Origin of the sequence: Glycomyces sp. NRRL B-16210 (assembly GCF_000719515.1) — a bacterium.
Lineage (GTDB): Bacteria > Actinomycetota > Actinomycetes > Mycobacteriales > Micromonosporaceae > Glycomyces.
In genome coordinates, this window is the sequence record NZ_JOGR01000010.1 from 172,670 (window position 1) to 195,843 (window position 23,174).

The following is a 23,174-nucleotide window of genomic DNA, read 5'->3' on the forward strand; positions in this document are numbered from 1 at the left end:
GCCATGGTGCCGAGGAGGCCAGTCTTGACCGATCGGTCTAATCATATACCGATCGGTCAAGACTTTTGCGACCACGGGTTCCGCCGGAGGCGGCGGGGTCAGCGCAGGATCGGGAAGCGCCGCACGAGTCCGACACTGCGCCAAGGGAGGCCGAGACCCCAGCGGTCGCCGGCGCCGGTGAAGACGAACGCGACCATGACCGCCGCGAAGACGAGGTGCGGGTCGACGAACGGGTTGGTCTCCAGCGGGAGCATCGAGTACCACAGGGCCAGCATGAGCACCGCGCCGCCGATCGACGCCAGGCGCATGAGAACGCCGAGGATGAGGCCGAGGCCCAGGCCCGCCTGGGCGATCATGAACAGCCAGTCGGCCCAGGGCTGCCCGGCGACACCGCTGAACATGCCGGCAGTCCCGCCGGCGAAGAACCCGGCGGTCGGGCTGCCGCCGTCGATCCACCCCTGGCCCGAGGGGGTGTTGTAGCCGAGGCCGAAGGCCTTGTCGAGGAAGGCCCACAGGAAGATCCAGCCCAGGAGAATCCGGACGACCGCGAGGCTGCGCGGCGGTCGGGGCTGGGTCGCCGATTCGCTCTCGGTCGCGGGTTCGGTGTCGGCGGGTTCGTTCAAGGAGGTGTTCGCGGCCATGCGCAATCCCTTGGGGGTAGGGACGACGGCGGTGCGGGGCGGGCCGTCGCCGGAGAACATCGAGAAGTGAGCCGAAATTAGCATGTGGACGATGCGAGCACAATCCGATGGGCCCATTGGAAGCCGTTTCGAGCGGGCTCGTCAATGAATATTCCAGGTGGAGTTCAAGCGGTGATCAAGCCGTCGTACAGGTGCCTGTGAAAGCGGTTGAGCTGGTGATTCGTGATCGTGTGTCGTCGCGGTGAAATGAGGCGCGCAATGGCCTGGTCCCATTGTTCAGGCTATTGCAGGCCGTACTCCGTTCAGGTCGAATATCGGTTCGCTCCAGTGCCGTCCGGGATGCTGGAGGGCATGACGACGCAGCTTCCCTGGTCGGTGGTCGTCCCCTGCCACAACGCCGCCAAGACCCTCGAACGGTGCCTCGCCGCCGTGGCCGCGCAGACGGCCGCCCCGGCGGAGGTCATCGTGGTCGACGACGCCAGCACCGACGCGACGGCCGCGATCGCCGAGCGGTTCCCCTGCCGCGTCGTCGAAGTCGACCCGAACCGCGGACCGGCGGCCGCCCGCAACCTCGGCGCGGCGGAGGCCGGCGGGGAGGTCCTGTTCTTCCTCGACGCCGACATCGAGTTGCACCCCGACGCCCTCGAACGCGCGGCCGCGGCCCTGGAGGCCCCGGAGGTCGGCATCGTCCAGGGGATCTACGCCGCCGAGCCGATGATCGACGACGGGCCGGTCGAGCGGTACAAGACCCTCTTCGAGCATCGCTGGCGCTCTGACGCGGCGGGCAGGACCGACGTGACCCTGTTCGCGCTCACCGCGATCCGCGCCGAGGTCTTCGCCGAGGCGGGCGGCTTCGACGAGGCCCTGCGAGCGGGCGAGGACGTGGAGTTCGGCTCCCGCGTGCGGCCTGAATGGACGGTGTGGACCGATCCGTCGGTGCTCGGACGCCATGACGACGTGGACCGGCTCGGCGGGCTGCTGTCCGAGCAGTGGCGCCGCTCGCTCCGGTTCGCCGAGCTGTTCGCCCGCGCCCGCCGCTCGCCCGCCGCGGGGAACACCGTCCGCACCGGCGCGTACGGCCCGGCGGCGGTGCTCGCCGCCGCAGGGATCGTCGCCACCGCACCGCTCGCGCTGTGGTCCCCTTGGCTCGCAGTGCTTCCGGTGGTCTTCGCCGTCGCGTTCGGCATTGCGAGCGCCCCGCTCCTCGCCGACGCCGCGACCCGCGGCCTCCGTTGGGCCGCGGCGGTGTACGCGCTGCACCTGCTCTACGTCGGCACGGCCGGACTCGCGAGCCTGGCCGGGATCGCGCGACCCGCCGTCTGGCGCTCCCCCGCCCGCGAACACGGAAAGGTCCGCGCGTGAAACGACTCCTCTGGCGCCTCTCGGGAATCGCCGTCGTCGTCGCGGTCGCCGTCGCGATCGCCGTGGCCATGCGCGGCCAGGACTGGAGCCAGGCCCTCGACTTCGCCACCGGCGAGCACGTGCCGCAGATCGCCTTGGCCGCGTTGGTGAACCTCGCAGGACTGGTGCTCGGGATGCTCGCCTGGCGGGCGCTCGTGAACGGCGCGGGCGAGCCGATCCCGCTGCGGGAGGCCGCGAACATCCACTTCGCCGGGATGCTCGTCAAATACCTGCCCGGTCGATTGTGGACACTCCTGGTGAACATGCGCATGGGCGCGGACGTGGGCGTCGGCGCGGGCCGCATGGCGGGCGTCTACGTGCTCAACATCGGGGTCATGGTCACCACCGGGATGCTCGTGGGCCTCATCGCGGCCCCGGCCGCCCTCGGCGACCGCGGCTGGTGGGTACTCCTGGCCGCGCTCCCCGCCCTCGTGCTCCTCGCCCGGCCGACGCTGGTCAACAAGGGCATGGGACTGGTGCTGCGCGTCTTCCGAAGGCCCGCTTCGCCCCTCGTGTACAGCGGCCGGTCGATCCGCGGTTCGCTGGTGTACCAGACGATCGCGTGGCTGGTTTCCGGACACCACCTGTGGCTGCTGGCGGTGGCCGCCGGCGCCGACCCGGGCCGGTCGTACCTGCTGTGCGTGGGCCTGTTCGGTCTCGCGCTGGTGATCGGCTCGCTGGTGGTGATCGTGCCCGACGGTCTCGGCGTGCGCGAGGGAATCCTCGTGGCGGCGCTGACGCTGGTGCTGCCACTGCCGATGGCGGGCGCGGTGGCGGTGACGAGCCGGGCCGTGGCGACCCTCGGCGAGGTCGGGGCCGCGCTGGCGGTCTACGCGTGGGCGGCCCGGGCCCGCCGCAAGCGGACCCGGACCGCCGATCAGAACGAGCCCGAGGCGGTCTCGGCGAGCAGCGCCGCGTAGGCGTCGAGCGTGGACGCGGCACTGAACGAGGCGGCCGCGCTCGCCGCTCCGGCGGCCCGCCTCGACTCGCCATAGCGGCAGACGCGTTGGAGCGCCGCGAGGAGCGCGGCCTCGTCCCCGGCTTCGAACAGCTCGCCGAAGCCGGTGGTCTGCAACGGCACCCGCATACCGGGCAGATCCGAGGCGACCACCGGGACCCCGGACATCATGGCCTCGGTCTGCGTGATGCCGAAGGACTCCTCGGCGACCGAAGGCAGCGCGAAGGCGTCGAGCGACGCGTGGAAGTCCGCGATGGACTCCTCGTCGAGGCGGCCGAGGAACCGCACGCGGTCGTCGCCCGCGGCCAGGCGCCGCAGGTCGGCGACCACCGCGCCGCCGGCCACGCCCTCGTCGCCGGCCAGGAGCAGCCGGGCGTCGGGGTCCTCCCAGTCCAGGAAGGCCCGCACCAGGTGGTGCAGCCCCTTCTCCGGCGCCATGCGCCCCAGGAAGCCGACGTGCGGTCCAGCGCCGTCGCGGAACGCCGGGAGGCCCGGTTCGCGGCGGCGGCACGGTGGCGAGACGGCGCACACCCGCCGCTGTTCCATGATGGACCAGTGCCGGGAGGACTTCGCGTGGTCGGTGTTGGCGACCACCACGGCGGCCGAACGGCGCAACGCAGCCGCCACGGATCGCTCGACGATCGCCACCTGGGCGCCGGTCATGAACCCGCGCGAGAGCCACACGTCGTCGTGGTGGTGGGCCACCACGGGCGTGCCGCGCGCGGCCCGCGCGACCGGCCCGGCCTCCAGCATCGGCAGATGCAGGTTCACCACGCCGGAGTCGCGGGCGATGCGGCCCGCCAGCGCGGCGAATCCCGGGCTGATCACGCCGCGTCCGATGCGCGCGGCGACGCGCGCGCGGTGGACGTGCACGCCGCCGCGGATCTCGAAGCGCGGCAGCGAGTCGTCGTGCCTGGAGGCGACGGCGGCGACCCGTTTTCCCTTCGCGGCCAGGGCTTCGGCCACGTCGACCGCGACCTTCGTGAGCCCGCTGGTGTAGGGGGCGTAGTAGTTGAGCACGACGCAGGCGTCGTATCGTCGGTTCACCGGCGGTCTCCTATCGGATGTCGAGGCCGACCGTCTGGGCGTCGTGGTCGGAGAGGCCCTCGCCCGAGACGAGCGAGTATTCGGTGACCGCCAGGCCGCCGCCGACGCACACCCAGTCCAGGCGCCACCATTTCGGGAACGGGAAGCGGATCGCGGGCCAGCTCACGGGCATCACCGAGTCGGGGTCGGGGCAGACGAGGCGCTCGCGCATGGAGGCGATCCCGGCGCTGAGGATGGTGGAGTTGAAGTCGCCGCCGACGAACACGGGGTTCGGGTTGGCGTCGAGGTCCTCGTTCAGGACGGTGAACTGGGAGGTGCGCCGCTGGTACTGGGCGCGCACGTACTCGTAGAAGTCGGCCTTCAGCGGCGAGGCCTCGCCGGTGGGGACGGGCACCGAGAGGTGCAGGTTGTACATGGAGACGATCTGTCCGTCGACGTCGAGGTCGGTGCGGAGGATCTTGGTGGTCCAGTACTCGCGCCACGGGTCGTCGGCGGGCGGGGCGCCGGGGTCGCCGGCGTCGATGAGGGCCTCGGTGTCGAGGGCCTTGGTCTCGACGATGGGGTGGCGCGAGAGGGTGACCATCTCGCTGGCGATGGCGATCTCGTAGTCGGGGAAGTGCTCGCGGAGGGCGGCCTCGTCGTCGATGCGCTCGACCCGGTCGGTGCGGGTGAGGTACTCGGTGAGGAGGTAGACGTCGGCGTCCTGGGCGAGCAGGTAGTCGTAGAACTCGTCGGCGTCGTCCCAGCGGTAGTGCCAGTAGTCGGCGTTCCAGGTGAAGACGGTCAGGTCGGTCTCGCCTTCGGCGCCGGCGCCGCCGACCAGGGCCGAGAGGTTGATGCCCGCGATGGGGTAGGCGATCGCGAACAGGGCGATGTGGACTATCCACAGTCGCCAGCGGATGCCACGGAGGGCGCGGATCGCGGCGAGGGCGAGCAGGGCCGAGGGCACCAGGAGCGCGAAGGGCGGCACCATCTCGATGAGGGACCACCACCAGACGCGGCCGCTCAGGATCAGGTGGGCGAGGAGGAAGGCCGCCCAGAAAGCGGTCGCGCCGACGACGAGGCGGGTGCCCCAGCACCATCGCCGCCGCGGCGTCTCGGGCTCCGCGTCCGCTTCGGGGGCGCGGTTCTCGGTCAGGCTCATGGTCTCTCGCAATCATTCGCCGTAGAGGGCGGACAGGTCGAACAGGGCCGAGGCCCCGATGAGGGCCAGGCAGCCCGCGGCGATGGCGAGGAGGACGGGGTCGCGCAGTAGCAGCCGCGTCGGGTCGCCGTCCCCGCCTCGCAGTTCGAGCCGCTGGAGGTAGCGGAACAGGGCCATCAGCAGCAGCGGCACCAGCAGCATCGCAAGGGGGCCTTTGGATTCGCCCGCGTGCGGGCCGCCGAGGGCGAACAGCAGGAACGTGGCGGTGGCGAGCCCGCCGGAGATGGAGATGAACTGCTCCAGCAGCGTGGCGGTGTACCCGCGCAGGGCCGACCGGTGGGCCTCGCCGGCGACCTCGATCTCCCTGCGGCGCTTGCCGAGCACGAGCAGCAGGGAGAGGAACAAAGTCGAGAGGACGACGAGGCTCGCCGGGGTGGTGTCGAGCACGAGGTACCCGGCCAGGGCGCGCAGGGGGAATCCGGCGGCGACGGCGAACATCTCCAGGACGGGTACGCCTCTGAGCTTGCGGCTGTAGGCGAAGTTCAGGCCGACGTAGGCGCCGATGGGGATCAGCAGTTCGGGGGCCGCCGCGATCGCGAGGCCGGCCGATCCGACGCCGCAGACGACGGCGACGAGCACCGCCTGGCGCACGGTGATCGCGCCCGAGGCCAGGGGCCGCAGCCGCTTGACGGGGTGGTGGTGGTCGCGGAACCGGTCGGCGATGTCGTTGACCGCGTAGACGAGTGAGGACGCGAGCATGAACGCGGCCACCGCGAGCGCGGGTCCGGCGAACGTGGCGCGCTCCCAGACCTGCGGGTCGAGGAACGGCAGCAGGACCGCGACGTTCTTGACCCATTGCCGGGGCCGCGCCAGTGCGACGGCGCCCGAGACGGTGCGGAGGCTACGCGTCCGAGGATCGGCGGGGGCGATCCCTGGGGACTTGAGGCTGGTCATGGCGGCGCTCCTGCGTTCGTGCGGGTGGGAAGAGGATCTTGGCGCCGGCGAGCATCCCCTGGCGCCACCGGTCCGAGCTGGTGGCCCCGGCGGCGCCGCGGGGGGCTTCGGGACGCTCGCGCCACCACCGGAAGGTGCGCAGGATCGCGTCGCGGTTGGCGTGCTCGGGGGTGAACCCGAGCCGCTCGGCGGCCTTGGATATGTCTACATAGGAGTCGGCTTTGAGCTTGCGCACCAGGCGGTCGTAGACCGGTGAGAGTCCGAGCGCCGAGGCGGCGCGGAGCATCGCGATGGCGGGGGCGGCCGGGACCGACCGGATGCGGGCGCCGCGGCCGACCTCGTCGAGGACGGCCTGGAAGTCCTCGCGGATGGTGCCGAACTCGGCCGCGCCGATGTTGTACGTGCCGGCGGCGGCCGCCTCGGGGGCGGTGAGGACGCCGCGCACGGCGCGGGCGAGGTCGTCGATGTCGAGCATCTGGACGCGCACGTCGCCCTTGCCGATGACGGGGAAGCCGCGGCCCTCCTCGGCCCATTCGAAGAGCATCCCGAACAGGCCCAGGCGGCCCGGCCCGAGGAACGTCTTGGGCCGCACGACGGTCACGCACCGGTCGGCGCGGTGCGGGACCACGAGCGCCTCGGCCTCGGCCTTGGCGGCGCTGTAGGCGTCGACCGGTTCGTGCGGGTGGTCCTCGGGCGTCGGCACGAGGCTCGGGAGCCCGTAGACCGCCGTGGAGGAGATGTGGACGACCCGGCCGACGTCCGCCTTCGCGGCGGCGCCGACCATCGACCTGGCGCCGTCGACGATGATGGACCGGATGTCGGCCTTCGGGTACGAGGGCAGGGCCGAGGCGCAGTGGACGACCGCGTCGCAGCCCTCGGCCGCTTCGCTGAGCGCGGTCTCGTCGCGCACGTCGCCGGTGTGGACCGTCAGGCCCTCGGCGGGCGGGACCGGCCGCAGGTCGTAGGCGGCCACGGCGACGCCGTCGGCGAGGAGGTCGGCGGCGACGCGCGAGCCGAGGACGCCGGCGGCGCCGGTGACGAGCACGCGGGAGGGCAGGGCTACCACAGGCTGCTCACCTTCTGGACCAGGAAGCGGCGCACCAGTCGGCCCAGACCCGCCGCGAGGGTCTCCTCGATGGCGGCCAGACATCGGTGCACCTCCTCGACGGGCGTCACCAGAGGCGGGCCGATCACGACCGGATGCTCCCCGTTGAGCGTGTAGTACAGGTAGATCCCGTGGTCCTCGTACATGGCCTGGAGGAACGCCGAGGACAGGAGCTTCTGCTGGAAGCCGGGGTCCTTCGCGAGGCCGCCGGGCACGACCTTCATCAGCGGCTCCACGAAGGACGGTCCGCCCTGGAGGAACAGGCCCCACAGGGCTCCCGAGCCGCGCACGTCGGCGACCTCGTCGGGGAAGGCCTTCGCGATCCGGTCGAGCCCTTCGGAGAGGACGGTCCCGATCTCGCGGGCGCGCGCCGGGTAGTCGTCCTCGATCGCGATGTTGACCGCCTCGATCGCCGTCGCGCACTCCTCGCCGAAGCCGTAGTAGGTGGTGCTGGTGGTCTGGAGCAGCGCGTCGCCGAGGTTGTCGTACGCCTTCTTGTAGACGCGGCCGCGGACGGTGAACCCGGAGATAGAGGACTTGCCGCCGCCGAAGGCCTTCGAGGTGCACAGGATGTCGGGTACGAGGCCCTCGTAGCGCATGAAGTGGAAGAGGTTCCCGGTCTTGCCCCAGCCGGTGTAGATCTCGTCGAAGACCAGGACGATGTCCTCGCGGTCGCACAGCTCCCGGAGCCCCCGCAGGAACTCCTCGGAGCACTGGCCCATGGTCGAGGCGCTGAACGGCTCGATGAGCAGCGCGTACACGTCGCCGGGGTGGGCGGCCACGGCCTTGCGCACCGATTCGAGGTCGTCGTACACGAAGTCGTCGATGCCGGGGATCGTGGGGAAGCTGAACCCGTGCCCCTGCGAGCCGGTGAGCCCGCCCGAGCCGAGCAGCTTGCCGTGGAAGGCGGAGGTGGCCCGCAGGACCGTGTTCCTCCTCCCCCGGTGGTACTTGTAGGCGCACTTGACGGCGCCTTCGACGGCCTCGGCGCCGGAGTTGGGGAAGAACGAGTGGTCCAGGTCGCCGGGGAGGACTTCGGCGAGGTTGTGGCTCAGCGCGGCCAGGTACGGCGAGAAGAAGGTCTTGTGGACCTCCATGCGCCCCTTGTCGGCGAAGCGGCGGCGCGCCTCGATGATGCGGGGGTGGTTGTGGCCGTGGGTGAGCACGCCGACGCCACCGGTGAGGTCGGTGACGCGCCGGCCGTCCTTGAGGTGCAGGTAGCAGCCCTCGGCCCGGTCCACGAGCTCGCGCCCGAACCCGAACGAGGTCATGAGCGAGACCTGGCTGCTGTTGATGTAGCGCCGGTAGAGCTTCTGGACCTCCTTCAGGTCCATCGACTCGGCTTCATCGATGTCAATGAGTGGCATAGGGTTCGCTCCTCGAGGGGTGGCCAGTGGGGTGGTCGGTGGAGTGGTCTGCGGCGTGGGTCGGGGCGGTGGTCGCCGGGGTGCGGCTCCGGGCTGCGGGCAGGCCGCAGAGGATGCCGCAGCCGAGCACGGCCGTGAAGCACAGGTGCACGGCCGCGAGCTGCGCGGTCTTCGCGAGGCCGAGGTGCCGCCGGGCGTAGGCGTAGAGCCCCGCGTCGGAGGCCAGAGCGATGAGGAGCGCGGCGGCGGTGACGAGCAGCGCCTGCGGTGCGAGGAGAACGAACGGCAGGGACGCGAGTGCGGCGCCGACCGCCGCGAGGGACCGCATCCGGTTGATCCGCTCCAATCGCACCCCGCGGGGCTTGAGCGACGGCAGCGGCACCGACCGCTTCCATTGCGTGCGAAGGGCCTTCGCCAAGGTCGAACCGGCGTCGTGGCTCCCGGCAACGGTCTCTGTGATGAGGAGCTTCGCGCGCCCGGCCATCCGCGCCGAGTACTCGACGTCCTCGCAGTCGCGCAGGCGCTCGTCGAGGGGCCCGAACCGGTCGAACACGGACCGGCGCACGGCCGCCACGGCGAACACGACCACATTGGCCGGTCCCGCGAAGCGGTGGCGCCAGTACGCCTCGCGCAGCACCAGGTAGTGCTCCACGATGCCGCGCCCGCGCAAGGGAACGGGCACGTAGGTGCCGTGCACGATGTCGAGTTCGGGGTCCTCGGCGAGCAGCGCCGCCGCCCGCTCGACCGCGTCGGGACGCAGCGCCACGTCGGAGTCCACGAAGAACAGGACGTCGCCGCGGGCGGCCGCGATGCCCTCGTTGCGGGCCCCGGACGGGCCGCGGTTGCGCGCCAACCGGACCACGGTGCAGCCGAACTCGGCGGCGATCAATGCCGAGTCGTCGGCGCTGGCGTCGTCGACCACGATGATCTCGTCGGGCGCTCGGGTCTGGTCCCGCAGCGCCGCGAGGCACTCGCGGAGGGTCCCGCTCGCGTTGTGGCAGGGGACGATCGCGCTCACGACCGGTGGCGCGCCGTCCCCTCGGTCGGGTTCGGCGGAGCGGTCTCGTCCCATGGCTCACACTCGCTCAGTTCCGTGGCACCTGTGGTGAATCATCTGGTACTGAACGTAATCGTCGCTGCTGGACCGCACCTCGATCCGGTCTCGACCGTGCCTCAATCGCGCCTCGACTTCGCCTCGACCCTGCCTCGACGGGCGCTCGATCGCTGCTCGACCTCGCCTGGAGCGGAACTGAATCGCGCTCCGCGTCCGGTCGGACGCGGAGCGCGACGGTACGTCGGGACGCCTGCGGATCAGGCCTCGGAGAGGCGCCGGTAGGTCTCGGCGTCGAGTTCGATCGCCGAGGCCCCGAGCGCCTCGTCCAATTGGGACACGGTGCTCACGCCGAGGATCGGGATCACGGTCGCCGGGCCGGCGGTCAGCCAGGCGAGCGCGAGCTGGTTCGGCGTCACGCCGAGCGCCGCCGCCTCCTCGCGCAGCACCGCGATCCGGCGCTCCGAGCCCGCGTGGTCGTAGTCCACAGGCGCGCCGGGCGGCCTGCGGTCCGAACGGGAGAAGGCCCCGTTCGACAGCGGCGAGTACGCGAACACCGGCAGGTCCTCGGACACGGCGTAGTCGAGGAGCTCGTCGCTCGCGCCGAGCTGGATCGAGTCGGGCACCGGCACGGTCAGCGGCCGCGGGTACAGGTAGGTGTGCCGCTGCTGGATCGCCTGGTAGCCGGCACGGCCGGCGCGCTCGGCCGCGGACCTCGCCCGCTCCAGCCGCCAGCTCGCGTGGTTGCTGGCCCCCAGCACCCGCACCGAGCCGTCCTCGACCAGGCGGCCGAAGGCGTCGACGGTCTCCTCCAGCGGCGTGGCCCGGTCGTCGGCGTGCGCGTAGTACAGGTCCACGGTCGCGACGCCGAGCCGCTCGCGGCTGCGCGCGAACTGCTCCTCGATCACCTTGGGAGACAGCCCTTCACGGTTTCCGCCGTGGTAGGGCTCCTCGGGTCGGGCCGGCGCCGAGCCGACCTTGGTCGCGATCCGCACCGTCCCGGCCGCTCCGCGGGCGGCGAGCCAGCGGCCGATGAGCGCCTCGCTCTCCTCGCCGGTGCCGCCGTCGGCCCAGAACGCGTAGCAGTTCGCGGTGTCGAGCAGGTTCCCGCCCGCCTCGGCGTAGCGGTCGAGGATCGCGAACGCCTCGCCCTCGGCCACGGTGGTCCCGAAGTACATGGTCCCGAGGCTGAACTCGGCGGCGTCGAAACCCGCGGCGCCGCCGATTCGGTGCTGTCGCATGGTGCTCCTTCTGTTCGGCTCACCGCTGCTGCGCGGTGAGGGTCAGGTGTTCGGTCCACAGCTCGTCCTGGGACCGGTCGGCCAGCAGGTCGCAGAACAGGTCCTGCGCGCGCTGGGACGGGCCGATCCCCAAGTCCTCCTTGAGCAGCGAGCGCAGGTCATGGTAGGCCACGAGCGCCTCGCCGCGCCGGTCCTCGCGGGCGAGGCCGAGCATCAGGAGGATCCAGAGCCGCTCGCGGAACGGGTGGCGCCGCACGAGCGTCGCCAGCTCCGCGAGGGTGTCGCTGCGCGCCCCGGCGCGCAGCCGCAGCGCGAGCGAGGTCTCCAGCGTGTCGATCCGCAGCTCGTCGAGGCGGCGGCGCTCCTGCGTGGCGAGCGGGCCGGTCGCCCCGTGCAGCGCCTCGGCGTTCGACCAGTGGCCCAGGGCCCGGTCGAGCGCTTCGGCGGCCTGGTCGAAGTGGCCGGCCCAGAGCGCGGCCATGCCGGTGCGGCGGTCGGACTCGAACTCGTCGACGTCGAGCGTCACCGAGGCCGGGTCGATCGAGTAGCCCGGCCGCAGCGACCGCAGGAGCCCCTGCTCCTCGGTGCTGTCGGTCCTGCGGCGCAGGCGGCTGATGTAGGTGTGGACGACGTTGACGGCGCTCGCGGGGGCCGCGTCGCCCCACAGGTCGGCGATCAACTGGTCGACCAGGACCGGGGTGCCGCGGCGGATGACGAGGATGCCGAAGCACTCCCGTTCGCGCGCCGGTCCGAGATGGACGGACTCGCCGTCCCGGGTCATGCCGATGGCGCCGAATAGGCGCACGGTGGTGTAGGGGGTGCTCATGCTCACCTTCGAGTAGTCGCGACGGCCCGCGCCGGGCGCGGGAGTGGGTGGCGGCGCGGAGTGGCGGTGGGCGGCGACTTCGTTGGCGCAGCGCTCCCATGGACGGCGGTCGAGACATGGGATCTGAAACGGTGCCTGGTGGGCGAAAGGGGGTTTCGAGTGATTTGTGAAGCCGCGGCGGCATGTTCGTGACGCGCCGGACACGGAGATGAGATCATCCTAACAGGATCCGACCAGGGATGCGCAAGTGAACGGTCACCGAACGTCAAGTCGCCCACCGATGTGGTGGCGATTCGGAACGGCGGCGCGGTTCCGCATGGGAGCGATGACGATCGGGCGGGCGTCGCCCCCGGCGTCAGTTCAGGTGGGTGACGAGTTTGATGTAGTCGCCGAAGGCCTCGTCGACGTCGGCCTGGGTGAGCCCGTAGTCGGCGAGGGCGTACTCGTGCTTGCGGCTGTCCGTGGGCCGCTCCAGCGAGCGCTGGAGGTTGGCCTCGTCCTTCGGCCCCCACTGCGCCCCGATCTTCTCGTAGAGTTCGGGCACATAGGTGTAGGGGTCGGCGTTGAGCCGGTGGTAGGGCACGTCGATCACCGAGCCGGGCCGCAGGTGCGGCCGGGCCTGGCGGGCGCGGGCGATGCCGCCGGAGAGCAGGTCCAGGAACCTCCGGCCCTGGGCGTGCCTGTCGACCCGGCGCAGCATGAGTCCCATGGCGGTCTCGTTGAGGGAGCAGACCGAGGCGATGACGGTCATGGGGTCGCGGTGGTTCCACACGAAGATCGCGTCGGGGAACACCGTCTGGATCTCGCGGAGGTTGAAGGTGTCCATCGGGGACTTGAGGATCCAGCGTCTGCGCTCGCGCCCGTACTGGAGGACCTGGAGGGACTCCTTGAGGTAGAGGTACTCGGGGACCCTGTCGTGGGTCTCGAGCCACTCGGCGTAGTGCGGGACGGGCGCTCGCGTGAGGTGGTAGTGGGTGTGCGGGACGATCAGGAACGACTCCTCGGGCCCGGTCGCCGACATCGGGTGCTGGGAGGGGAAGACCGGCATGAGCTTCTCGAGCATCGACAGGCCCTTGGCCACCTCGGCGATCCGCGCGTCGCGCACCTCGGGAGGCTGCTCCAGGTCGATGTTGTACATCTCCCACGTGAGCGGGCCGCGGTGGCCGGGCGAGCCGGCGAGGATCTTGTGCGTGAGCGTGGTCGCGGTGCGGGGCAGGCCGATGATGAAGACGGGCCTCTCGATCGGCTCCTCGGCGATCTCGGGGTGGGCCTCGCGCAGGCGGCGCACCCGCAGGCGGTTGACCAGGCGCCCCGCGAACTCGGCCTTGACGCCGAGCCAGCCCATGGGGGTCATGCCCTTGACCTGCGTGTAGCAGTCGAACGCGAATTCGAGGTCGTCGAGCCACTGGCGGTCGTAGTCGAAGGTGAACCGTTGATCGGCCTCGGCGGCGGCGACGAGCTTGGACCAGGTCCGGGCAGAGTCGCGGCGGGAGGCGAGCGCCGGCGTCAGCACGACGTTCAGGACGGAGGCGAGGGCGGAGACGCGGCGCATGGGGGATGCATCCTCTCGAGGGGGTTCGGCGCCACCCTACTACTTCCCATCGGCTAGGGGGACAAGCCGTTCGCGCCTCATCCGGTCGCCGAGCCTCCGAGCGGGCACACCGCGCGGCAGTCGCCGGCGCGTCCCATCTGGAACGCGCGCTCGCCGATGCTGCCCTCGGGAAGGGACTTGGGGTCCACCAGTCCGCGGAACGCGGCGAGCACGACCATCTGGAGTGTGGTCTCGGCGCCGAGCTTCTCCTTGATCGTCTCTATCTGCCGCCGCAGATGGCGGACGGAGATGTCGAGCCATGCCGCCGCGGTCTGCTGGTCCGGGGCGGCGATGACGTGCGAGAGGATTTTCAGTTCCGATTCAGTGAGCGGCGCGATCTTCGAGGCGCGCGGTGCTGAAGGGCTCACTTGCAGTCCTTTCCATCCATGATCACTCGGGTGCGGTCGAGGATCCGGCGGCGGTGAAACCGCTGCGTGCGGGGTGCGATCGCGGTCCGGCGATGGCGTGTCACGGCGTGGTCCTCATTTTAGGGCGGCGGAACTACTCTGCGCGGCAATCGATTACGACACGAGTCGTGATCAGAACCTTTGAGACGCAGGGGTTTCGGGGTGGGGAAGTCGCGGTAGGCGACCTTTGATCCTGTTGTGGCGCGAGGGGGCGCAATGGCGGTGGACACCGCATTGAGGACCATTCAAGTATCGTTCTCCCGTCCCTTCAAGGCAGGCGACCGGCGAATGACAGGCGGGATCGCGCCGGCACGGTGAATAGGGTGGACACGGTCGGGCCTCAGACGAGCCAGCGCCGCATGCCCGGACCGATGTCCCATCCGTCCGTCCGCAGCCGCATCGCGGTCAGCGCATCGACTCCGGTCGACTCCAGCAGCGCGGTCACCGCCCGTCGGGCCAGCGGGGCCCCGATGCAGGCGTGGCGTCCCTTGCCGAACGAGAGGTGGAACGGGCCTTCGCGGTCGGTCCGGATCCGTTCGGGGTCGGGGAACCTCCTGGGGTCGCGGTTCGCCGCGAGCAGGACCAGCACGACCTGGTCGCCGGCCCGTATCGTCTTGCCGTGCAGGTCGATCGGGTCCTTCGCGAACCGCACGGCGAAGTGGAACGGGGCCGCCAGCCGGATCAGCTCCTCCACGAACCGGTCTCGGTGGGCGGTGAAGTCGGACCACAGGCCCGGATCGGCGCGGATCCGCTCGACGGCGTACATGGCGACGCTCAGGGTCGGCTCGATCGCGCCCGTCAGGACTTGGGCGTAGATCGCCACGGCGTCGTCGCGGTCGATGGCGCCGCTCCTCCGTTCGTCGCCGAGCGCGGCGCCGAGGGGGCCGCGCCGGTCGGCGACGGCGGCGTCGACGTACTCCCCCAGTGCCGCATAGGCGGTGAGGGCTTCGGTCAGGCGCTGTTCGGTGGCCTCCTGCCCCGACATGGGCGCGAGGATCGCCTCGGCCCACAGCGAGAGTGCACCGTAGTCGGCCGGTTCGGCGCCCAGGAGCCGGGTGAGGCCGGCGCCGATGGCGTCGCGCAACCGCTGCGGCGTCTCGATGTCGGGGCCGCCGCGCAGCGCCTCGCCGACCGCTCGGGCCGCGGCGTCGATCTGCCGGGGTTGGAAGAGCGGGTGCATGAGTCTTCTGAGGACGGTGTGGTGCGGCGGGTCGGTGAAGGCCGGCCATTTGGCGATGAGCGCGTCGAGACGGGCGCGCGCGGTCGCGGGCGGTTCGTCTGGGGCGGCCACCGGCTGCGCGGCCAGTCGCGGGTCGGTCAGGAGCGCGGCCACGTCGTCGTAGCGCGTGACGAACCACGATCCCGATCCGGGTTCCCGGAAGGCGGGTGCGCGTTCCCGGAGGGCGTCGAACCACCGGATCGGCCTCGGAGCCGCGGTCGACTCCGGTGCTTGGGCCGACAGGTCTGCCATGGCGGCTCCTACCACTCGACCGGCAGTGCGGTGACTCCGTAGGAGCCCGCGGTGTCCTGCATGGGGACCTCGTGTTCGGGCACGGCCAGCCGCAGGCCGGGGAACCGGCCGAAGAGCTCCTCGAAGATCACGCCGAGCTCGACGCGGGCGAGGTTGTGGCCCAGGCATTGATGCGGCCCGTAGCCGAACGCGAGGTGTGAGTGGCGTTCAAGGTCGGGGCGGTGCGATTCGGCGTCCTCGAACCGCGCCGGGTCGCGGTTGGCGACCGGCAGCGCGGCGACGACCGGCTGGCCCGCGCCGACCGTTCGGCCGCCGATCGCGACGTCCTCGGTGGGGAGGCGCAGCACGCCGAGGTTGTTGGTCGGCAGGAACCGCAGCAGCTCCTCGACCTCGGCGTCGCGGCGGTCGGGGTCGCCGAACCGATCGGCGGCATCGGGTCCTTCGGTGAGGTAGTAGAGGACGCCCATGCCGACGATGTGGGAGACGGGGGCGTGGCCGGCCATCCGGAGCGCGAGCGCGAACGAGGCGCCGACCTCGTCGGTGGCCTCCTTCGCGGTGAGCAGTTCGCTGAGGAGATCGTCGCCCGGGTCCTCGCGCTTCCGGGCGGCCAGGCCGACCAGGGCGTCCCACATCGCCTGCATCGCGCCGAGTCGGTCCGCGCCGAGGTCGTCCCCGTCGATGACCTCGATCTGCTCGCTCAGGAGCGCCTCCAGCTGCGGCGGCACGCCGATCAGGTCGCAGACGACCCGGGCGGGAGCCGGCCACGCGAACGCCTCGAACAGGTCCGCGGGAGCGCCGCCCCGCCGCATCCGCTCCAGTTGCTCGACGACGATCGCCCTGATGCGCGGGGCCGCCTTCCGCGCGGCGCGCATCGTGAACTGGCCGGTGAGGAGCCTGCGGTACCGGGCGTGCTCCTCGCCGTCGAGTCCGAAGAACCAGCCCGGAATGCCCTCGCCGCCGTCGAGCGGCGGCGGCTCGTTGACCGCGGAGACGAACCGCGGATCGGCCAGCATGGACTTGACCTCCTCGAACGAGGCGAGCAGCCACGCGGGCCTGCCGCTGGGGGTGTCCAGCGGGGCGGGGGCGGCGGTGTCCCGCACCCGCTCGTAGTCCTCGATCACCCCGAACGGGCAGCGCCGCTTGAGCCCTTCGGCGCCGGGGACGGGCAGGTTCGCCATGGTCACTCCTCCCCGGCGGCCGGCGGGCGGTTTCGGCGGTGGGCGTGCGGACCGGCGTCCCCGACGAGGCGGCCGGTGCCGTCCCGGGGGTACAGCTGCGCCTCCTGCGTCGCGAGCAGTCCTTCGAGGACGGTGAGCAGGCGTTCCCAGCCGACGAACATGCCGACCATGCCCGGGGGCGCGGATTCGAGCGCGTCGATCAGGTAGCCGAAGCGCCCTTCGGGGTCGGCGATCCCGGCCCTGCCGAGGTTCTCCGCGAACTGGGTCCGGTCGGCGTAGGCCCGCACGTGCGCGACTTCGATGCCCTTGAGGTACAGCTCGGCGTCGGCGATCCGCTCGTTCCCGTCCGGGTCGGTCGCGCGCCGGGAGGTGATCGAACGGACCGGGTAGGCCGATTCGGACTGCTCGTCCTCGCGCCACTCCAGCGGGAGGTAGGCCTCCCAGGCCGGGTTCCACTGGAGCGCGACGGCGGCGGAGATGTCGTTGCCGGGCATGACGTAGGAGGCGGCGGTGTCGAGGATGCGGTGCACGGCGGCGGCGGTGGCGTCGCCGGTCTCGACGGCCAGCCGCACCTCGGCGCCGCCGCGCCGCAGCGCGTCTTCGTCGCCTTCGAGGGCGATGACGCTCGCCCCGGCCTCCTCCAGTCGGTCGACCAGGACGCGGCGGGCGGCCGCGGGCCAGGTGGAGGGGACGGTGAACAGCGCGACCCGCTCCAGTTCCACCGCCCGCCCCGTCGCGGTCACGTCGGGCATCCCCTCGGGCGCGCTCACCAGGAAGTCCACGTCGTCGAGGTCCACGCCCACGGCTTTCGCGAGGGTGCGGATCAGGTCCTCGACCTGCGCCATGCAGTCGCCGAGGCCCTCGAAGGTCGTCGCGAACACGAGCTGCTCGAACTCCATGAGGTAGTGCTCGGAGGAGGCCGCGCCGTCGCCCCCCTCGTAGCGGAAGCACCGCCCGAAGGCGAAGCTGCGGTCCAGGCCCTCGGCGAGGGCGGTGTAGAGCGGGAACTCGGGCGATTGCAGGATGCGCAGGTCGATGCCGTCCATGCGGCTGTGCGCGAGCTGGAACTCCTCGGCTCCGTACTCTTCGGAGCGCGACCAGATCATGGGCAGCGCGATCTCGTCGAAGCCGCGCTCGACCAGCCACTCCCGCGCGGTCCGGCGAAGCCCGGACGCGGTCGAGAGGTGGCCGGCGGGCCGCACCGCGAGGCGGGGCCTGCGGCGGGTGCCGGACTCGCCGGTCCCGTCCACCTCGATCTTCCCGACGGTGAGCCGGGCCGGTTCGGTCCGCTCGCCGAAGACCACCGCCGGGGCCTCCCGGGGCAGTCCCCTGGGGACGCCTTCGAGCTCGATCCAGCCGCGCATGGTCGCGAGGTAGTCCGTGCCCTTGTCCCGGATCAGCCAGCCCGCAAGCCGCTCCATTCGATGCTCCATCCGATCGTTCCTCTCCTTCAGCTTCCGGCCCGCGACGCCGGCTTCGCCTTCATCAGGGACGCCGCCCCGCCGGTTCGAGCGCTTCGGCCGCGGCCTCCGGTTTCGACGCGGACCTGGAGCGGTCCGCGATGAAGACGGCCGCGCATCCGGTCGCCACGGCGATCGCGCACCAGCGCACGGCCCCCTCGACCCCCAAGAACTCCCACAGCAGCCCGGCCACCAAGTCCCCCAAGGCCATCGAGAGGCCGAGGACGGCGCCCATGATCGAGGTCATGGTCGACCGGAGCCGGTCGGGGAACAACTGCTGCGCGCGGATCGCGTTGACGCACATCAACAGGCCCGTGAGCGCCTCGGCGGCGACCAGGGCCGCGCCGGTCGCCACCGCGCCGGTGCCGACGGCGCACATCACCGCGCAGGTGAGGACCAGTCCGACCGGGAGCACCCGCCGCGCCGGGAACCGCTGCGTGAACTTGGTGGCCCACGCGCCCACGGCCGAGGCCACGGTGAACACCAGCAGCACCAGGCCGAGCGACTCAGGCCGCAGCCCGATCGTCTCCATCGACAGCGGCTGCCAGGTCAGGATCAGGACGGTGAGGAGGAACCCGATGAGGGCCGCGTGGATCATCTGCGTGCGCAATTCGCCGGTGGCCGCCAGCCGCAGGCCGCGCCCGAGCAGGCGCAGCGTGGAGTCCCTCGTGGCCGACCGCTGCTCGGGCCAGCGCAGGCGTACCCACAGCGCCACCGGCAGCAGCAGCGCCCCGGCCACGATGATGGTCCGGTCGACGGCGAGGTGGTCGGCGGTGAGGAACACGCCCGCGGCGGCGGCGCTGGAGGCGGTCCACCGGACCACGTGGACCCGGCGCATCACCGCGGCGATGCCCTCGTCCCCGATCTCCTCGCGCAACCGGTTGAGCACCAGCGAGGTCGGGGCCCCGGAGTAGCAGGACTGGCCGATGCCCCACAGGGCCAGGGCGACGGTGAACATGAGCATCGACTGGGCGAACCCGAACGCCACCAGTCCCAGGCCCCACATCGCCAGGCCGGCCACGAGGATCCGGCGCTGGCCGTACTTGTCGCCCCAGGCGCCGCTGGGGGTCTCGACGGCGTTCGCGAGCACCCCGGAGATCGCCAGCGCGATGCCGATGGTGGCCCCGGTGAGGCCGCCGTCGAGCATGTGGACGATGACGGTGGCGCCGAACACGAAGTCGGCGAACGAGACCAGTGCGACGAGGACGCACAGGCGGCGTATCAGGACGCGTTGCATGTCGAGGGGGGCTCCATTCGCGGTCGGGTGCCGGGGCGGGGTCAGGTGAGCACCAGGCAGTCGAGCTTCACGCAGGATCCGGGGCGTTTGGCGGCCGCGGCGGCGCTCTTGCGTTCGAGCACGTCGCCGGGCTCGGCGGTCGCGATGTTGCCGAAGGATTCGGCGCCGCGTTGCGGGCACAGCCAGATCTCGCCGTCGGAGTTGACGAAGACGCCGCGCTCGGCGGCCCCGCAGCCGGGGGTGGGCGAGATCTGGCCGGTTCCGAGGAATCTGCGGAACCGGCGGTAGTAGCCGTCGCGGCCGAGCAGGTCGCGGTGCTCGTCGATGAGGGCCGACAGCGTCGCGGTGGCTTCGGGGCCGATCGAGCGCAGGCTCAGGGGGTGGGTCTCGGGGACGCCGACGGGCATGAGTTCGAGGGCGAGTCCGTGGGTTCGGGTGAAGCGGACGATCTCGGGGAGGTCGGCGTGGTTCTTGGCGGTGACGACGACGCAGACCTGGAGGTCGCGGACGCCGTGCTCCACGAGGCGGGAGATGCCTTTGAGGGTGGCCTTCGTGCCGCCGCGCACGCGGTCGCCGATGTGGTCGGAGACGTGGTCGATCGAGACGTGGACCTCGGTGCCGGAGGCTGCCAGGAGTTCGGCGGTCTCGTCGCGGACGAGGACGGCGTTGGTGAAGACGGCGGCGCTTCCGGCGTGGCGGGTGGCGACGTCGAGCAGTGCGGGGAAGTCCTCGCGCAGGAGCGGTTCGCCGCCGGTGAAGTTGACGCGCTCGATCGCGATGCCGGCGTTCTCGCAGCGTCGGAGCCAGCGGTCGTAGGTCTCGGGTCCGACCGGGGTCGGCGCGTATTCAGAGGTGCCGACCTCGTACCAGCAGTAGGTGCAGCTGAGGTTGCAGGAGTTGGCGATCATGAACGTCTGCTCAGACAGCATCGGAGGGTCCCTTCATCGCGTCGGGCGGCGGTGCGTCCGCGATCGTGCGCGGCAGTCCGGCCCGGGCGCGCCGTTCGGCTTCGTTCGTGGCGGCGGTGAACCGTTCGAGTCCGGTGTCCTCGCGCAGGGTGCGGCGGAGGTCCAGGACGAGCGAGGCGCGGTCGGCGATGCCCGGGTCGTCGGCGCTCGTCTGGCGCTTGTAGACGGTCGCGTAGATCTGGTCGGCCTCGTCGCCGAGCACCCGCACGGCGATGGTCCAGGCGATGGCGTCGATCCAGGCCTCCCAGCGGGCGTGGGTGGCGGGCGAGAGCCGCAGGCGGGCGCCGAACCACTGGTGGAGCAGTTCGTGGAGGACGTAGAGCCATTGGGTGCCGACGGCGGCGGGCTGGAGGCGGTGGGAGATCAGGACGGCTCCGGGGAGGGAGAGCGCGCGGGGCCAGTCGTGCCGGCTGGAGTAGACCTCGACGTCCCAGTCGAGGGGGCCGAATTCGGCGAGGCAGTGGCGCCAGGCGGCGGCGAGTCGGCTCCAGGCCGGGTCGCCTTCGTATCCGCCGTCGGAGCGGAAGCGGACGCGGTGCGCGAAGCCGTGGTCGCCGTGGGGCACGGCGAGGAGTTCGCCGGTGCGGGGGTCGGCCAGGCGCGCGAGGGCGTCAAGGTTGTGGAGGGCGAGGTTGTGGATCGCGAGCCGTTCCCAGGTGAGGGATCGGGTGAGGGTCTTGTCGAGCGGTGCGTCGAAGGCGTGGGCGGCAAGGGCCGGGTCGCCGCTGCCGGCGACGACGGGTTCGGTGAGGGCGCCGAGGTCGGGCGCGGCGGTGCGGTTCACGGCGACACCGCTTCCGCCCCTTGGTCAGCCGAGATGAGTTCGAGCTGCGCCGAGCGCGGCAGCGGGAGGTCGTAGTGGCGGTCGTCGGCGATCTCGCCGCCGATCAGGGTGTTGTCGCCGAAGCCGACGTGCATCGAGTCGGCGGCCTTCTCCCCCAGGGAGGTCACGGGCAGCCAGCGGGCGTCGGGGTTGACGCCGAAGCCGATCTCCACGATCGGGCGCGGATCGGCGGGTCGGTCACTGCCCGGTTCACTGATTTGTCCTTCATGGACGGTGTAACGGCGCGGGCCGCTCGTCGCGTTGTGCACGTCGAGGTCGCCGCTCACGGCCTCGGGTCGGCAGGCGATCCAGACCTCCCCGAGGGGCAGTTGCAGGATCGGCAGGTCCGTTCGGGCCGAGCCGAAGTCGGTCCGGACGGTCCAGGGGCGCCGCACGCGCAGTGTCCGATCGTCTCCGAAGTGGATCTCGATCGCCGCGCTGTCTTCGAGCGTCGCGGCCAGTCGGTCGGCGCGTTCGCGCAGGGCCGCCACGGGTGTCGCGAGGGCGCGCAGGTAGACCGATTCGAGCGGTTCGGTGAGGGCCGGGTCGGTGAGGCCGTGCGGGAAGTCGACGCTTGCGAACGCGATGCCGTTGCCGCACAGGAGGCGCAGCGCCTCGGGTCCGCCCGCCTCGTTGCCGTCGCCGCCGAACGGATCGTGGTAGACCACCGCGTCGCAGGCGAGGCGTTCGCCTTGGAATCGGACGTGGGACGCGTGTTCGTCAGGGGCGGGAGGGCCCCAGCGGCGGTCGCCCTCGGCCAGGGTCCGCCGGATGGGGTCCCAGCCGCGGCGGGCGCAGTGCTCCGCGAAACGGGTCCATAGGGGATGGTCGCCGCGCGAGACGATCAGGACGCGCCCGGGTGCGGGGCGGAGGCCGTCGAGGGCCTCCGCCATCTGCGCCGCGGCCGCGTCGGAGCGGGAAGGGCTCATGCACCACTGCCCGAGGTGAGGACCTCGGTGGTCATGGTGCGCATGAAGTCGCAGCGGTCGGCGCTGAGCTTGTCGCCGCCCCAGAGCAGCTTCTCGAGCGTGCAGGGGCCGCCGCAGATCTGGCTGGCGATGCAGCCGTCGCACTCCTCGACGGTCGGGCCCTCGAAGTGCCAGCGGCGTCCGAGTTCGATCGGGTCGCCGCCCTTGGGGACCTCCACGCGGTGGTCGTTGTGGTGGACCAGGCACAGCGAGCGGCGCCCGTCCGCGCTGACGTACACCGGCCAGGTGCCAGCCTCGGACTGGAAGAGGTTCCCGTCGATGCAGTGGTCGGACTGCGGGATCTTGGTGCGCAGGTGGAGGGGGATGAACGTGCCCGGGGCCTGGAAGGCGATCCCCCGCTCGTCGCAGTACAGCCACATCTCGAAGACGGCCTGGGCGAGTTCGACGCCGCCGGTCTCCCAGCCGGTCGCGGTCGGCTGCGGCGAGTTCAGGGCGATGACGGCCGGTTCGATGCCGGACTCCTCGGCGAACCAGCGCACGTATCGGGGCAGGGACCGGAGGTTGAGCTGGGTGGCCGTCATGAGGATGGCCGGCTCGCCTCCGAGGGCCGACCAGCGTTTGATGCCCTCGGCGGCCTTCTCGTAGCTGCCGCGGCCGCTCTTGAAGATCCGCATCTGGTCGTTGATCTCGGGCGGGCCGTCGAAGCTGAAGATGAGTTCGAACCGCTGGTCGAGGAGCCACTTCGCGCGGGTGTCGGTCAAGACGGTGCCGTTGGTGGTCATCGTCTGGCGGTAGCCGGAGATCCGGCCCTCCTTGAGGGCCTTGGCGACGGTCGCGTTAGCGAGCTGGATGAGCGGCCATTCGAGGAGGGGTTCGCCGCCGAAGTACTGGAGGCTCACGGCGTCGCCCTCGGCCTGCTCGATGAACCATTCGAGCGTCTCGGCCATCGTCTCCTCGCTCATGCGAGGCTGGTCCTCGGGGTAGAGCGCCTGCTGGAAGCAGTAGGTGCACGCCATGTTGCACCGCTCGGTGAGCGACATGCGCAGGCTGTTGAAGTGGCCGCGGCCCTTGGCGGAGGTGGACTTGCGGCTCTCGAGGAGGCGTTCCATGGCCTTGCCCGGCCGGGTGGGCTCGGGGACCAGCAGCCCCTCCTCGATCAGGGCCTCGACGTCGACGCCGGCGGCGTCCACCGCGCTCGCGCCGCCTTCGTGCTCCTTGAGCACGCGGGCCTCGGCGGCGGTCAGCTCCCAGGAGTCGAGGCTGACGCTGTTGAAGGCCAAGTGGCGTCCCTGGCGTTCGATCAGGTGGACGTAACGATCGAGGAAGAGTTCCACGCTTCTGCTCCAATGCACCGGGACCTGCGACGTACGGGCGA

Annotated in this window: 21 protein-coding genes; 2 read left to right on the forward strand and 19 right to left on the reverse strand. The window is 71.5% G+C overall.

Annotated features, from left to right (window positions below):
• Nucleotides 1–98: 98 nt before the first annotated feature.
• On the reverse strand, nucleotides 99–725 hold the full coding sequence (locus IF12_RS0114965) for a DoxX family membrane protein (protein ID WP_231492612.1): 627 nt from the start codon (nucleotides 723–725) through the stop codon (nucleotides 99–101).
• A gap of 267 nt (nucleotides 726–992) precedes the next feature.
• Between IF12_RS0114965 and IF12_RS23150 the strand changes: the two genes are divergently transcribed.
• Together IF12_RS23150 and IF12_RS23155 are read left to right on the forward strand one after the other, a co-directional pair.
• Entirely contained in the window at nucleotides 993–2,003 is a 1,011-nt protein-coding gene (locus IF12_RS23150) for a glycosyltransferase family 2 protein (protein WP_166659603.1), read from the forward strand.
• The gene (locus tag IF12_RS23155; RefSeq protein WP_051704428.1) at nucleotides 2,000–2,962 is read left to right on the forward strand and encodes a lysylphosphatidylglycerol synthase domain-containing protein; all 963 of its coding nucleotides are present in this window, start codon (nucleotides 2,000–2,002) and stop codon (nucleotides 2,960–2,962) included. Before IF12_RS23150 ends, IF12_RS23155 begins: the two co-directional genes overlap by 4 nt.
• Here the strand turns inward: IF12_RS23155 and IF12_RS0114975 are convergent.
• The 18 genes from IF12_RS0114975 to IF12_RS0115060 form a co-directional block, all read right to left on the reverse strand.
• On the reverse strand, nucleotides 2,920–4,047 hold the full coding sequence (locus IF12_RS0114975; protein WP_030159688.1) for a glycosyltransferase family 4 protein: 1,128 nt from the start codon (nucleotides 4,045–4,047) through the stop codon (nucleotides 2,920–2,922). The two genes, IF12_RS23155 and IF12_RS0114975, sit on opposite strands and share 43 nt — an antisense overlap.
• 10 nt (nucleotides 4,048–4,057) lie before the next feature.
• Nucleotides 4,058–5,191 (reverse strand): endonuclease/exonuclease/phosphatase family protein, encoded by a 1,134-nt coding sequence (locus IF12_RS0114980; RefSeq protein WP_051704429.1) that lies wholly within the window; start codon nucleotides 5,189–5,191, stop codon nucleotides 4,058–4,060.
• A gap of 12 nt (nucleotides 5,192–5,203) precedes the next feature.
• Entirely contained in the window at nucleotides 5,204–6,145 is a 942-nt protein-coding gene (locus IF12_RS0114985; RefSeq protein ID WP_051704430.1) for a UbiA prenyltransferase family protein, read from the reverse strand.
• Nucleotides 6,093–7,202, reverse strand: a complete 1,110-nt coding sequence (locus IF12_RS0114990) for an NAD-dependent epimerase/dehydratase family protein (RefSeq protein WP_369807730.1) — start codon at nucleotides 7,200–7,202, stop codon at nucleotides 6,093–6,095. Before IF12_RS0114990 ends, IF12_RS0114985 begins: the two co-directional genes overlap by 53 nt.
• A 2-nt stretch (nucleotides 7,203–7,204) precedes the next feature.
• Nucleotides 7,205–8,617 carry an aspartate aminotransferase family protein gene (locus IF12_RS0114995; protein WP_030159696.1) on the reverse strand — a complete coding sequence of 471 codons (1,413 nt, stop codon included), beginning with the start codon at nucleotides 8,615–8,617 and terminating at the stop codon, nucleotides 7,205–7,207.
• Nucleotides 8,604–9,689, reverse strand: coding sequence for a glycosyltransferase family 2 protein (locus IF12_RS0115000; protein WP_051704431.1), 1,086 nt, complete (start codon nucleotides 9,687–9,689; stop codon nucleotides 8,604–8,606). The genes IF12_RS0114995 and IF12_RS0115000 overlap by 14 nt, the downstream gene beginning before the upstream one ends.
• Nucleotides 9,690–9,928: 239 nt before the next feature.
• Nucleotides 9,929–10,909 carry an aldo/keto reductase gene (locus IF12_RS0115005; protein ID WP_030159700.1) on the reverse strand — a complete coding sequence of 327 codons (981 nt, stop codon included), beginning with the start codon at nucleotides 10,907–10,909 and terminating at the stop codon, nucleotides 9,929–9,931.
• A gap of 19 nt (nucleotides 10,910–10,928) precedes the next feature.
• Nucleotides 10,929–11,735 (reverse strand): BTAD domain-containing putative transcriptional regulator, encoded by an 807-nt coding sequence (locus tag IF12_RS0115010; protein WP_030159702.1) that lies wholly within the window; start codon nucleotides 11,733–11,735, stop codon nucleotides 10,929–10,931.
• 355 nt (nucleotides 11,736–12,090) lie between these two features.
• Entirely contained in the window at nucleotides 12,091–13,287 is a 1,197-nt protein-coding gene (locus IF12_RS0115015) for a sulfotransferase (protein ID WP_030159704.1), read from the reverse strand.
• Nucleotides 13,288–13,364: 77 nt separating this feature from the next.
• Nucleotides 13,365–13,694 carry a hypothetical protein gene (locus IF12_RS0115020; protein ID WP_030159705.1) on the reverse strand — a complete coding sequence of 110 codons (330 nt, stop codon included), beginning with the start codon at nucleotides 13,692–13,694 and terminating at the stop codon, nucleotides 13,365–13,367.
• A gap of 379 nt (nucleotides 13,695–14,073) precedes the next feature.
• The gene (locus IF12_RS0115025; RefSeq protein ID WP_030159706.1) at nucleotides 14,074–15,204 is read right to left on the reverse strand and encodes a cytochrome P450; all 1,131 of its coding nucleotides are present in this window, start codon (nucleotides 15,202–15,204) and stop codon (nucleotides 14,074–14,076) included.
• Nucleotides 15,205–15,212: 8 nt separating this feature from the next.
• Entirely contained in the window at nucleotides 15,213–16,382 is a 1,170-nt protein-coding gene (locus IF12_RS0115030) for a cytochrome P450 (RefSeq protein WP_051704432.1), read from the reverse strand.
• Between the two features lie 2 nt (nucleotides 16,383–16,384).
• A complete protein-coding gene (locus tag IF12_RS0115035; RefSeq protein WP_081913625.1) occupies nucleotides 16,385–17,815 on the reverse strand; it encodes an amino acid--tRNA ligase-related protein in 1,431 nt (476 codons plus the stop codon).
• A gap of 52 nt (nucleotides 17,816–17,867) precedes the next feature.
• Complete coding sequence (locus IF12_RS0115040) at nucleotides 17,868–19,079, reverse strand: MFS transporter (RefSeq protein WP_030159709.1); 1,212 nt, start codon at nucleotides 19,077–19,079, stop codon at nucleotides 17,868–17,870.
• Between the two features lie 41 nt (nucleotides 19,080–19,120).
• Nucleotides 19,121–20,008 (reverse strand): radical SAM protein, encoded by an 888-nt coding sequence (locus tag IF12_RS0115045; protein WP_030159715.1) that lies wholly within the window; start codon nucleotides 20,006–20,008, stop codon nucleotides 19,121–19,123.
• Nucleotides 19,998–20,831 carry a hypothetical protein gene (locus IF12_RS0115050; protein WP_030159717.1) on the reverse strand — a complete coding sequence of 278 codons (834 nt, stop codon included), beginning with the start codon at nucleotides 20,829–20,831 and terminating at the stop codon, nucleotides 19,998–20,000. The genes IF12_RS0115045 and IF12_RS0115050 overlap by 11 nt, the downstream gene beginning before the upstream one ends.
• A complete protein-coding gene (locus tag IF12_RS0115055) occupies nucleotides 20,828–21,799 on the reverse strand; it encodes a hypothetical protein (protein ID WP_030159719.1) in 972 nt (323 codons plus the stop codon). The genes IF12_RS0115050 and IF12_RS0115055 overlap by 4 nt, the downstream gene beginning before the upstream one ends.
• Nucleotides 21,796–23,133, reverse strand: a complete 1,338-nt coding sequence (locus IF12_RS0115060; RefSeq protein ID WP_030159721.1) for a radical SAM protein — start codon at nucleotides 23,131–23,133, stop codon at nucleotides 21,796–21,798. The genes IF12_RS0115055 and IF12_RS0115060 overlap by 4 nt, the downstream gene beginning before the upstream one ends.
• Between the last annotated feature and the right edge of the window lie 41 nt (nucleotides 23,134–23,174).